Annotated in this window: 8 protein-coding genes; 3 read left to right on the forward strand and 5 right to left on the reverse strand. The window is 32.4% G+C overall.

The annotated features are described in order from the left end of the window. Positions 1-399 precede the first annotated feature (399 nt). The 5 genes from ACVCZW_RS14270 to panC form a co-directional block, all read right to left on the reverse strand. Entirely contained in the window at positions 400-4,419 is a 4,020-nt protein-coding gene (locus tag ACVCZW_RS14270; RefSeq protein WP_452232730.1) for a LamG-like jellyroll fold domain-containing protein, read from the reverse strand. A 287-nt stretch (positions 4,420-4,706) separates the two neighbouring features. Beyond that, positions 4,707-6,068: a DNA repair protein RadA gene (gene radA / locus ACVCZW_RS14275; protein ID WP_452230363.1), complete on the reverse strand. Its 1,362-nt coding sequence runs from the start codon at positions 6,066-6,068 to the stop codon at positions 4,707-4,709. Between the two features lie 75 nt (positions 6,069-6,143). After that, a complete protein-coding gene (locus tag ACVCZW_RS14280; RefSeq protein ID WP_452230364.1) occupies positions 6,144-7,292 on the reverse strand; it encodes an alpha/beta hydrolase in 1,149 nt (382 codons plus the stop codon). A 128-nt stretch (positions 7,293-7,420) separates the two neighbouring features. Beyond that, positions 7,421-7,771, reverse strand: a complete 351-nt coding sequence (panD, locus tag ACVCZW_RS14285) for an aspartate 1-decarboxylase (protein WP_055444308.1) — start codon at positions 7,769-7,771, stop codon at positions 7,421-7,423. 13 nt (positions 7,772-7,784) lie between these two features. Continuing rightward, entirely contained in the window at positions 7,785-8,633 is an 849-nt protein-coding gene (panC, locus tag ACVCZW_RS14290) for a pantoate--beta-alanine ligase (RefSeq protein ID WP_452230365.1), read from the reverse strand. 193 nt (positions 8,634-8,826) lie between these two features. Between panC and ACVCZW_RS14295 the strand changes: the two genes are divergently transcribed. The 3 genes from ACVCZW_RS14295 to glmS are packed head-to-tail and all read left to right on the forward strand — an operon-like array spanning position 8,827 to position 13,132. Then, positions 8,827-9,636 (forward strand): glycogen/starch synthase, encoded by an 810-nt coding sequence (locus tag ACVCZW_RS14295; protein ID WP_452230366.1) that lies wholly within the window; start codon positions 8,827-8,829, stop codon positions 9,634-9,636. 15 nt (positions 9,637-9,651) lie between these two features. Beyond that, positions 9,652-11,277 carry a DUF4270 domain-containing protein gene (locus ACVCZW_RS14300; RefSeq protein WP_452230367.1) on the forward strand — a complete coding sequence of 542 codons (1,626 nt, stop codon included), beginning with the start codon at positions 9,652-9,654 and terminating at the stop codon, positions 11,275-11,277. A gap of 7 nt (positions 11,278-11,284) precedes the next feature. Then, a complete protein-coding gene (gene glmS / locus ACVCZW_RS14305; RefSeq protein WP_452230368.1) occupies positions 11,285-13,132 on the forward strand; it encodes a glutamine--fructose-6-phosphate transaminase (isomerizing) in 1,848 nt (615 codons plus the stop codon). The last annotated feature ends 120 nt before the right edge of the window (positions 13,133-13,252 follow it).

Consider the following 13,252-nt stretch of genomic DNA (forward strand, 5'->3'; position numbering starts at 1 on the left):
ACTATATGCGATTTGGGTATAATCTATTTAAACGCAAAAAAACACGCAAGATGCATTTAAGCCGCAAAGGTAGTTGAAAAATATAACATTAATAAATGTCGATTATCGATAAAAAGCACAAAAACAATACTGAAATACACAAATAATTAATATTATTTTTTTTTACCTTTTCACTACTAATCACTTTTTGTAGTCGTTACTTATTTCAATACATAACAGAAACATGCCCTTCATTTACTAAAAAAGAATATTGACACTCCAAACAATCTAAAAAACCCTATTAATAAATGATGCATATTTAAACACTATTTATTCCCTTAAAAAAAACATTCATTTAAAAGCATAAAAAAAGCCAAAACATACGTTTTGACTTTTTTTTAGTTACAGATTAATAGCACACTACTCAATAACTATCTTTTTATCTAGGATTTGATTTCCTTCTGTTTGCATGCTTACAATATAAATTCCGGTTGCTAGTTTATTTATAGCTATTCCGTTTTCTAAAGTAGTACTAGACACATTAGTTTTTGTATACACCGTTTGCCCTAACATATTAGTTAAAGCAATTTTACTTGCACTAGTGTTTAGTCCTTTTACATATAACAAGTCACTATTATTGTTATAATAAATTACGGTAGTATCATTTGCCAATACATCTTCTGTACTTAACCTTTGATTTTCTTCAAAGACTATTTCAAACCTTTCATTAAACTCTCCTGCTTCCGACGTGAATATATATGCTACCTCTTGACGTAAATCAAAATACGTATCTGTAAGATTATCTTTTAAATAAACCTCTTGGCCTTCCGCTAAATTACCTGTTTCGGTTAACTTAATACTGTAGCTATTATTTCCTGAAGTTTTTAAAGCTAACGGCACTACTTTATCATTAGTGATTGCTGCATAAGATTGAATAGTCATTGTTTCTCCATCTAATAACAGACTTAAATCGTCATGATTATCATCTGTATTTTTTGCTTCGTAACCATAATCATATCCATCTGTTGTTATATCACTAAAACCTAATAACAATTCTCTTCGTGTTGCTTGCCCATCTATAGCTTGAAACTCAATTCGCATTTTTTGTAGTACATCTTCTTCTCTTTCCGAATCTTCTGAATTACTAGAAGATGCTTCTCTAAAAAATACAGATCCCATATCATCATCTCCATTCGCATCTACTTCTTTAATAAAAACTCTTTGACTATTCTTAAATACTACAGAACCAGTACTCGCTATTTCGGCAATAAAACTCTGTCCTACAGGTAAATATTTTGTTGGTTTCATGGTACCATCTTGCGAACCATTATGTGCTCCGAGCGCTCCTACAAACTGATACGCCATAACGCTTCCTGTTTTGTTTATATGCGCATATCCTCCTTCGTACTCTGTGGTTGTGTGTGATGCACCAGCCCATTGTTGCCAAAGCTGAATACTTCCACCTCCACCTAAAACAGATTGATTATCATCTATAAATTTATGCACATCTATTGCAGATGCATACGGATTACCTAATAAATACTCCGTTTTAGATACTCCCGAAACCGAACCTGCACCTCCAGCATCTGTTACACTAATTTTTATGGTTCCGTTGTTTGGTTTTCCTTCAAATAAATATTGTTGTTCTGTACCAACACCCATTCCTTTATGAATATAACCAACACCTGGATTAATAGTTGTTGTTGGTGATACCGTTCCCCAATCGTAATAAGTAACACCGTTTTCATAGGTGTACATCCATCTTGTACTTAACTTGTTACTTTGATTATAAGCACTTGTAAATTGAATAGCACTACCATCTCCTTTTTTTAGCATATCTAAACTAAAGGCAGAATTATTTGAATTATTAGAAGAACCATTGTTGTTAGATAAGCTAGTAGCGTTAGGTGTTCCTACTGGAGAACTCCAGTAATTATACCAATAGTAGCTAGATGCTCCTTCTTGGCGTCTTAATATTTTTCCTGTTGCAGATGTCACTAAATCACTATGAATACCTTGAACTAATTGAGAATCTGCTTTGAAATCTATGGTACCGTCTAATTCTAAATACCATGAATTATTTACATGATTATCTCCATTTACTGTTAAGGTCTTATCAGCGTCTATAAACAATCCTAAGTTTTTTGCAGCATGTGCAGCAGTAACGTTATCTTTAATATGCACTATACTCCAATCTTTATTAGTTGCAGCATCTGTAATATCCCAAACATCACCATGCAACCAAGTATTTTCGTTTGTCCATGCGCCATTTGTTATTGACTCATAAGGCATTGGTGCTGTTTGCTCTACAATCGTTTTTATATTATGAAGTTTTAAATCGTTATTGTTTGAAGAATAATCGGATGTTGTACTATTAACGATATTAGACATTGGGTAATATCCTTTTAAACTACTCCAGGATACCTTTGCTGAAGTACTTAAATCCTGAATATCTTTAGGTATAATAGTACCTCTTAATACTCCAGAATTATTTTCAATTTCTTGGTACACCATTTGTTGCACTTGTTCTTCTGTTAAGGCAGCATCAAAGATTCTTACTTCATCGATATCTCCTTTAAAGTGACCCGAACCAGCAACACTTGTGTTTGTTGGGTATCTCCCTATTGTAAATTCTCTTTGTGAATAAATATGTGGGGTTCCATTAAAATTTTCAGTTATTAATTTGGAGTTTAAATTAGCATCTGTTGTGGTTCCAACTAATTTTCCATTTAAATATAACTTCACCGTTTGATCTGCAGAATTAAAGACACCAGCTACATGGTACCATAAATCATTTTTAAGCTTCACATTCAAGGAAGGATCTGGTTGTACTTGAATATTATTTGATGGGTAACTACTACCTGCAGTAACCTGATCTTGTGTTATAACATAAAACGCAGGTGTTCTACCAGCAGTTACATATAACCTCATATTTTCTTGACCAGCAATACTATATAGGTTTGGTAGATTTCCATCAGAAGTGTGCTCCAATTTAACCCAACTCATTATGGTACCATTTGTCCAATTTGTGATATAAGGATCTGTATCTAAATAATCATCTTCCCCATCAAAATCTAAAGTTGCAGATTCGATGAATACATCGATATCATCTCTATAATCTAAATCGCCTCCAGCGAATAAATCGCCATCTGTATCTGGTAAAATAAGAAGATTTGTAGGATCGTTTATTTCATCATTTACATCATAATAATCATTTACTGAACCACCTTCAAAAATATTATCTAAACCATCCTTATCTGTATCATTATTAGAAATAGCATTTGCCATCCCGTTTTCTTGAATATCTGGAATACCATCATTATCTGAATCTAAATCTAAATAATCTGGTAAATCTGTTCCATCTGTATTTACTGGCGTAATACCTGTTCCGTAATTATCCCATAAACCAGGATAAGCACCTGAAGTATTCACGGTTCCGCTTGGCGCAATATAACCTACTGTTGGTTGTGCTTCAATATTATCTGGAATACCATCATTATCATCATCTAAATCTATTTGACTACCACATAAAAAACTATATGCAAAAGTATCTAATCCGTGAGGATCATGCGTTCCGGCTGCTAAACCTCCAGAAATAACAATATGTTTTATAGTAACTTTGCTTATCATATTTTCTGTAGCAAAACCTATTGTATTTTCTCTATTTTGACCAGCAGCTATACTAGCTTTAAAAACACCATCGGCATCATATAAATTAATAGTTCCTGTTGCATCATTTCCAAAATAGGAATCACTAAAGTAAGCAACCAAAATATCGTCTACATACACTTCATAGTTAACCACAGCTGTATCTGCATTGGTATCATATATATCCACCAGATCAAAACTAAAAGAAGCAACTGGTTCTGTAAAATTAATATTTACAGAATAATAATCTCCTGTTTGATTTCCAACTTCTGGATAAACAAAAATTCCGGAACCAGAATTACCAGAAATAAAACCGTTAGAAGTTGTTGCTCTAAACTCATCAATTTCATAAGATCTATATACATAGTTATCTTCAAAATCTAAAGTTCCATTTGCAAAAGTACCAACACTTTCTGATCCAGATCCATTTACATCAGAACTAGCTGGAAATATATAATCATTCGCACCGTTTAAAACGGTTAACACTTGACCTTTACTGTAAACCTCTTGTTGAAAACCAGACTCTTGATACCCTAAACCATTGGTATTGTTTCCTATAACAAAAACATCATATTCATTTTTAGACCAACTTATTGCATCCGATTTTGGAGAAGTTGCTCCCGAAATTGCTGGACATTCTATAGTATCTAAAACACCATCATTGTCATCATCAACATCTATACTATTTAAGACGCCATCATTGTCAATATCTTTTAGATTTTGAGAATAACCAACTAAACTGCAAGTAAATAAGCTTAAAAAAAGCGCGAAGAATTGTAAGTGATTTTTCATAAGTAGGTAATCATTTTAAATATAATAGCATGAAATCAATATCAATGCTAGATATTTAGGTTTGGGTTTAAGTTTTAATAGTTTGGGACTATTTAATTTAAATCTTAAAATCTTGAGGGAAGATTTCTATAATAATAAAAGAAACAGCTCTAAACTGTTGACAAACTTATCATTATAGAAGCACAAACATCTTACTTTACTTTTTACTAAATGCATTTAATCGTTAATCTGCAATAAAAATACATTAAAGCGCACTTTTTGCATATAAAAAACTAATTGTTAAGCTTTTAAAAAGATATTAAAGCTACTAGATCTTCAATTTTGGAGACTAATTGAATTTTGATTCCTTTAGGTTTGATGGATATTTTATTATATTTTGAAACAAAAATAGTAGAAAAACCGAGTTTCTCTGCTTCTAAAATACGCTGTTCCACACGTTGTACTGGGCGAATTTCACCAGACAAACCAACTTCTGCTGCAAAACAATAATCTTTTGGCAGCGCTTCATCTTCATTAGAAGATAAAATAGCCGCTACAACCGCTAAGTCAATAGCTGGATCATCTACAGATATTCCACCTGTAATATTTAAAAAAACATCTTTTGCTCCTAGACGAAAACCAGCACGTTTTTCTAAAACGGCTAAAAGCATGTTTAATCTTTTAGCATTAAACCCAGTCGCACTTCGTTGTGGCGTACCATAAACCGCTGTACTCACCAATGCTTGTACCTCAATCATAAGTGGTCTTAATCCTTCAATTGTAGAAGCAACGGCGTTACCAGATAATTCTTCGTCTTTCTTGGATATTAATATTTCACTCGGGTTAGATACTTCTTTTAAACCAGAACCCTGCATTTCATAAATCCCAATTTCATTCGTAGATCCGAAACGATTTTTATTGGCACGAAGAATTCTAAAAATATGATTTCTATCTCCTTCAAATTGCAAAACCGTATCTACCATGTGCTCTAATATTTTTGGACCAGCAATGTTTCCATCTTTAGTAATATGACCAATTAAAATAACAGGTGTTGCCGTTTCTTTTGCAAATTTAATAAGTTCTGTAGTACATTCTTTAATTTGCGAAATACTACCAGAAGACGATTCTATATAATCACTATGAAGGGTTTGTATCGAATCTATAACCACAATATCTGGCTCTAGTGCTTCAATTTGTTTAAATATATTTTGAGTTTTGGTTTCTGTGAGTATAAAGCAGGTATCATTATTTGCATGAATACGTTCTGCTCGCATTTTTATTTGTTTCTGACTTTCTTCTCCAGAGACATATAAAGTTCTGTATGGCAGTTTTAATGCTATTTGAAGCAACAAAGTACTTTTACCAATCCCTGGTTCTCCACCTAAAAGAATTAAAGACCCTGGTACAATACCACCACCAAGCACTCTATTAAACTCTTCATCTTGTGTGTTTAGCCTTGCGTCTTCTGAAGCGTCTATTGCGTTTATAGTTAATGGCTTTGAAACGCGTTTACTTGCAGATGTTGGTGTTTTCCAATCGCTTTTTTCTGGTTTTTGAATAACCTCTTCTACTATCGTGTTCCATTCTTTACAAGAAGTACATTGTCCTTGCCATTTGGCATATTGAGATCCACAATTTTGACAAAAAAAAGTTGTTTTTACTTTAGCCATGTTTACTTTCCGTGATAACGGAAACCTTTTTAATTACTGATATAATTATTCTTACTAAAAACCTTAAAGGATAAATTAATACCCAAAATCTGCTTTAATCTCATCTGATTTTTCAAGCATTAAATCTTTTGTCAATCCTGCTATTTCTTCTAACATAAATGCAGTTTGGTATGTTTTCATCGCTTTTTTAGGCTCATTAGTTTCTTCGTAAAAACGTGCTAAATAATAGTTACCTAACATAGTTTCTGGGTATTGCTTACGTGCTAACTTCCCTAATTCTTCGTAATAATTGTATTGTTCGTTTTTATTTATAGCTGCAGATATTGCTTTAAAATCATTCACTAATATTTGTTTTTTAATTCCGAATAAATCCTCAATAGTTTGGTATTTATCTAACAAATAAGTTACTGGTGAACCTTCCAATTTAAGAATAGTCTCTTTATATTCCTTCTTACTAATTGGTTGAAAAACCAAGAAAATACTTTCTAATGCTTTTGGAATGGCATGTGCTGGTAACGCATAATGGGAAGGACCTTCAAAAGTATTAAAATTATAGAGTATATTTTTATTATCTACCGCTGCAATACTCGCATTTAGGGTTTCGGTTTTCGCTTTTATAGATTTCACATCATTAGTAGATGTTGCTAAATAATAAAAGAGTTTCGTCTCAAAACTTTTTAGCCTTTCCGGAATATAAGTAGACATCGCTGGCGCTAAATCTGGACTAATACTAATATAAGCTTGAAATAACGGCAATGGTTTTAATAGGAAATAGTTAATAAAATTTCCTGTTTCACCATGACCAATCGCTACTTTAAAGTTTTCTGTTCTGTATTTTTTTTCTAAATGCGGAACGAGTTCCATACCTACAAACTCAAAAAATGCTGCACCAGAATCTATTGGTAAAGAGCTTTGCTCAGAATAATTAGTGTCATCTCTACGCTTTTCTATTTGATTAACACCAACAACAATTGCTTCAGGCATATCCTCCCAATACGAATAATAATCTACGTTTCCCGCCACTATTTCAAACATATAATCCCCATCAAAAACTACAATTAACGGATAGCTTTTGTTGGTGTTTTCATCATAACCTCTTGGCAACTGAATTTTTATTTCTCGCGTATCATTTAGTTTTTGCGAATCAAAAGTTTCGTATTGTACTTGAGCATTAGAAAATTGAAATGTAAAAAGTAAAACTACTGCGTAGATTAATGCTTTCATTTTTTAAGAATTTGAGAATTGAAAATGCAAGTTACAAATTATTTCTTTCTATTTTCTATTAGAAAAAAACAATAAAAAAACCCCCAATACGTTGAGAGTTCCCTTATACTATAATCATTTCATTAACCTTATTTTAAAAGGTTAGTAGCTTCATCTGGAAAAACTAATGAAGGCTTAAATGTTTTCGCTTTTTTAAGTTTCATAAAAGCATACGTAATTAATATAAGCACATCTCCCGGAGATACTAACCTAGCAGCAGCACCATTTAATGTGATTTCCCCTGAGTTTCTTGGTCCAGGAATTGCGTATGTTTCTAAACGAGCTCCATTGTTATTATTTACAATTTGCACTTTTTCACCTTGAATAATGTTTGCAGCATCCATTAAATCTTCATCAATAGTTATACTACCAATATAATTTAGGTCTGCTCCTGTAACTTTTACTCTGTGAATTTTAGATTTTACTACTTGTATTTGCATGTGGCAAAGATAATTAATTAAGTGCGATATTGTCTATTAATCTAATGTCATCTGCATAGACAGCAATAAACGCTCTATAGTTTTTTTTGTTCGATTTTCTTTTTACTGTTTTCAAGGTTTTTATATCGGCAATAATGAAATATTCTAATTGTAATAAATCATGTTTAGCAAACTCTTTATAAACCCATTCTGTAACTTTATTAGCACTTTTTGTGCCAAACTTATTTTTGGCAGCCTGTAATGTTTTATAAATAAAAGGAGCCGCACTTTCATACGCTGGTTTTAACCTTATATTTCTAGAGCTCATTGCTAAACCACTAGTCTCCCTATGTATTTTACACCCATTTATTTTGACAGGAATGTGATATTTTTCAACTAGTTTTTTAACAATAGCTAATTGCTGAAAATCTTTTTCTCCAAAATAGGCATTATCCGGAGTTATAATTTCAAAAAAACGTTTCACAATAGTACCAACGCCATCAAAATGACCGTTTCTAAACTTCCCTTCCATTTCATGTTCCAAACCATCAAAACTAAAATGCGCTGCTTCTACTTTGCTTTCATAGATATCCGCAACAGAAGGTGCATATATAATAATATCTGGAGACAAGGTTTTTAATAAATCTGCATCTTTTTCTAAAGTTCTAGGGTATTTTTTTAAATCCTCGGCATTATCAAATTGCGTAGGATTAATAAAAACACTAACCACAGCAACATCATTATTAGCTAGCGCTTGCGCGACTAAAGACAGATGCCCTTGATGCAATGCTCCCATAGTTGGCACGAAACCAATCGTTTGGTTTTTGACCTTTAATTGGCCAATAAATTTCTGAATTTGTTTTATTTCGGAAAAAATCTTCATTTTTAATAAAAATTAACGTTTGCAAACTTAATATTTTACTGGCAAACTGCATAAAATTTTGTACTTTTGCGTGTTTTTTATTTTGAATTTTCAAAAGCAACAAGTATATATAACGCGCTTATTGCCATTTATTGAAACAATAAAAGTCGACTGCGAGTAAGATATTACATTAAAAAACATTAAAAACAGCTATATGAAAGATAAGAGGATATTGTATGTATCATCTGAGGTAGTACCTTATTTGCCAGAAACCGAAATTTCTTCAATGTCGTTTGAAACACCTCGAATGGTAAACCAGCAAGGTGGTCAGATTAGAATATTCATGCCTAGATATGGAAACATTAATGAAAGAAGACACCAATTACACGAAGTAATTAGACTTTCTGGAATTAATTTAGTGATTAATGATTTAGACATGCCGCTAATTATAAAAGTTGCATCGATACCAAAAGAACGTATTCAGGTTTATTTTATAGATAATGATGAATATTTTAAACGTAAAGCGACTTTAACAGACGAAGATGGAAAACTTTTTCCTGATAATGATGAACGTGCTATTTTCTTTGCAAAAGGAGTTATAGAAACGGTTAAAAAATTAAACTGGTCTCCAGATATTATTCATGTTCATGGTTGGTTAGCCTCTTTATTACCTTTATATCTTAAAGAGTATTATAAAAACGAACCATTATTTAATGAAAGTAAAATAGTTACTTCTATATACAATCAAAACTTTGAAGGAACGTTAAACAAAGACATGTCTAACAAAGTGAAATTTGACAACATTGAAGGTGATGCAATAGAAATGCTTAAAAAACCAACTTTTGTAAACCTTATGAAAGTGGCTATTGACTATTCAGATGCTTTAATCATTGGATCAGAAGAACTACCAAAAGATATTGAAAAACATTTAGAATCCTCTAAAAAACCAGTATTAGAGTACAAAAACAAAGATGAATTCAGTGAAGCTTATACCAATTTTTACAACACAGAAGTTTTAAGCTAACTGTATCCAATTACTATGAAAAAGACAATTAAAGCCCTTAAAGTAACAAGTTTACTTTCGTTTATCACATTAGCGTTTGTAGCCTGTGACAAAGATTTTTCTACACTAGAAAGTGACATCCAAGGATCTCAAAATTTTAGTACAGATTCAGAAAAACTTTCTGTAATCACATATAACAAAAAACTTGCTCCCGTTCAAACGAACGGTTTATCTTCTAATCTACTAGGTGTATACAAAGACCCTGTATACGGGATAACGACAGCAAATATTGTAACTCAAGCGACACTCCCAACGGGTTCTTATGACCCTGATTTTGGTGATTCACCAGAATTGGTATCTGTTATTTTAACGATACCCTATTTTTCGACATTGGAAAGCACAACAGATGGAGAATCCATCTATTCCATGACTGCCAAAGACTCTTTATATAACGGTGATTCTGAAATAAAACTATCTATTTATGAAAACGGTTATTTCTTAAAAGATTTTGATTCTGAAAATGTAGAGGAATTTCAAAAATACTATTCCAATGCAAATACAACCATAAACTTTGACAATCACATAGAAGCCACTTTGCTGGAAACAGATGGCAGCATTGACAACCCGCATTTCAAGCCAAGCCCGACTGAAATAACTATTACTACAGGTGAAGGTGATGACGAAGAGGAAGAAAAACTAACCCCAAGGTTTAGAAAAGAACTAAATATGCCTCTTAATTACTGGCAAAATAAGTTTTTCGCAAAAGAAGGAATGCCTGAATTGAGTAATGCAAACAATTTTAAAAATTACTTTAGAGGTCTTTATTTTAAAGCAGAAGCTATTGGTAATAATGGTAATTTGATTCTGCTTGATTTTAGCAGCGCTACGTTAGAACTTAATTACACCAATGACAGTGGCGAAGTAGATGACGACCTTAACCCAATCCGAGAAGATCAAACACTTCAGATAAATCTAACAGGAAACCGAGTAAACACATTTGAAAATGTAGACATAGACAATACCATAATCACAGCAGATGCTACAGCGAATACTGTAGATGGTGATAAAAATTTATATTTAAAAGGAGGAGAAGGTTCTATGGCGGTTATTGATTTGTTTGACACTGCTGATACCGACAATAACGGTATGTTTGATGCTTATGAAGACTTTATAGCTAGGTATAAAGACCAACGTCTTATTAACGAAGCAAATTTAGTTTTTTATGTAGACCAAGAAGCAACTGCAGATTTTACCAAAGATCAAGAACCAAATAGAGTAATCATCTATGATTTAAAAAACAACATTCCTGTTGTAGACTATTTTATTGATATTACAAATTCTTCAGATCCAGAATATTCTAGAGATTACCACTCCACTGTTTTAGAAAGAGATAGCGATGGTAATGGTGTGAAATATAAAATCAGATTAACAGAACATTTAAATAATATTCTTTTAAGAGATTCTATGAACCTTAAATTAGGGTTAATGGTTACCACCAACGTTAATGAAATTTTTCAATATAGTAGTTTTGAAAGTGACGATAAGGTAACATCTGGAACCGTAATGTCACCAAAAGGAACAGTCTTACATGGAGGAAACCCCAATGTAGCAGATGAAAAAAGAGTACAATTAGAAATTTTTTATACAGAACCAAAAAACTAAATATTTTATGTGTGGTATCGTTGGTTACATAGGTCATAGAGAAGCATATCCAATCGTTTTAGAAGGATTAAAACGTCTAGAATACAGAGGATATGATAGTGCTGGAATCGCTATTTATGATGGCGAAAACTTAAAACTATCTAAAACCAAAGGTAAGGTAGCAGATTTACAAAAAAAATTAGAAGAAGAAATATCTACTAATGGTAATTTAGCTATTGGCCATACACGTTGGGCAACACATGGTGTACCGAATGATGTAAACTCACATCCACATTTTTCCAACTCTGGAGATTTAGTAATTATCCATAACGGTATAATAGAAAACTACGCAGCTCTAAAAACCGAATTAACGAAAAGAGGTTACACCTTTAAATCCGATACGGACACAGAAGTGTTAATAAACCTTATTGAAGACGTAAAACTAAAACAAAAAGTAAAACTAGGTAAAGCAGTACAAATTGCACTAAACCAAGTCGTAGGAGCTTATGCTATTGCTGTTTTTGATAAAAATAAACCAGACGAAATAGTAATCGCTCGTCTAGGAAGTCCGTTAGCAATAGGAGTTGGTGAAGACGAATATTTTATTGCTAGTGATGCCTCTCCTTTTCTTGAATACACTAAAAATGCCATCTATTTAGAAGATGAAGAAATGGCGATTATTAGAGTAAATAAAGGCATTAAAATTAGAAAAATAAAAGATGATTCTATTGTAGCACCTTACATTCAAGAGCTTCAAATGAATTTAGAGCAGATAGAAAAAGGAGGTTATGAACACTTTATGCTTAAAGAAATCCATGAACAACCAGATGCTATAAGAGATACCTATAGAGGACGTCTTTTAGCAAAAGAAGGGATCATCAAAATGGCAGGAATAGATGATAATCTGGATAAATTTCTTCAAGCAGATAAAATAACGATTGTCGCTTGTGGTACTTCTTGGCACGCAGGATTAGTTGCAGAATACATTTTTGAAGACTTAGCAAGAATACCTGTTGAAGTAGAATATGCTTCAGAATTTAGATATAGAAACCCAGTAATTACTAATAAAGATATCGTGATTGCTATTTCGCAATCTGGTGAAACCGCAGATACTTTAGCGGCTATTAAACTTGCGAAACAAAACGGCGCATTTGTCTTTGGTGTATGTAATGTTGTTGGTTCATCTATTGCTAGAGAAACAGATGCAGGTGCTTATACACACGCTGGACCAGAAATAGGTGTAGCATCTACAAAAGCATTTACAACACAAATTACGGTATTAACATTAATTGCTTTAAAATTAGCAAAAGCAAAAGGAAAAATATCCAATTCTAATTACCACTATCATTTACAAGAATTAGAATTAATTCCTGAAAAAGTGGAAAGAGCATTACTATCAGACAAACATATTCAAGCAGTAGCAAAAATATATAAAGATGCTAAGAATTGTCTATACTTAGGAAGAGGTTATAATTTTCCAGTAGCCTTAGAAGGTGCTTTAAAATTAAAAGAAATCTCCTATATTCATGCTGAAGGATATCCTGCTGCAGAAATGAAGCATGGCCCAATTGCATTAATAGATGAACAAATGCCTGTTTTTGTTATCGCAACAAAGAAAGGTCATTATGAAAAAGTAATAAGTAATATAGAAGAAATTAAGTCTAGAGCAGGAAAAATAATTGGTATCGTAACCGAAGGAGATACCAATGTTAAAAACTTAGCAGATCACGTTATTGAGGTGCCAGAAACTTTAGAATCTTTAACGCCTTTACTTACTACAATCCCGCTTCAATTACTGTCTTACCACATTGCAGTAATGCTAGATAGAAATGTAGACCAACCTAGAAACTTAGCAAAATCTGTTACGGTAGAGTAATAAAATAGTTTTTTTTACAGAAACCTTATTCTGTCCATATTTTTTTAAGAATTTCTCAAATTTTAACTACTAGAATTGAGAAAATAATACTATGCACGCATAATTTTTAAAAAAACTTCT

The organism is Lacinutrix sp. MEBiC02595 (assembly GCF_053601555.1).

Excerpts from the sequence above, each read along its gene's own strand:
- panC (WP_452230365.1), bottom strand. The coding sequence starts at position 8,633 with ATGAAGATTTTTTCCGAAATAAAACAAATTCAGAAATTTATTGGCCAA.
- ACVCZW_RS14270 (WP_452232730.1), bottom strand. The coding sequence starts at position 4,419 with ATGAAAAATCACTTACAATTCTTCGCGCTTTTTTTAAGCTTATTTACT.
- panD (WP_055444308.1), bottom strand. The coding sequence starts at position 7,771 with ATGCAAATACAAGTAGTAAAATCTAAAATTCACAGAGTAAAAGTTACA.
- glmS (WP_452230368.1), top strand. The coding sequence starts at position 11,285 with ATGTGTGGTATCGTTGGTTACATAGGTCATAGAGAAGCATATCCAATC.
- ACVCZW_RS14300 (WP_452230367.1), top strand. The coding sequence starts at position 9,652 with ATGAAAAAGACAATTAAAGCCCTTAAAGTAACAAGTTTACTTTCGTTT.
- ACVCZW_RS14280 (WP_452230364.1), bottom strand. The coding sequence starts at position 7,292 with ATGAAAGCATTAATCTACGCAGTAGTTTTACTTTTTACATTTCAATTT.
- radA (WP_452230363.1), bottom strand. The coding sequence starts at position 6,068 with ATGGCTAAAGTAAAAACAACTTTTTTTTGTCAAAATTGTGGATCTCAA.
- ACVCZW_RS14295 (WP_452230366.1), top strand. The coding sequence starts at position 8,827 with ATGAAAGATAAGAGGATATTGTATGTATCATCTGAGGTAGTACCTTAT.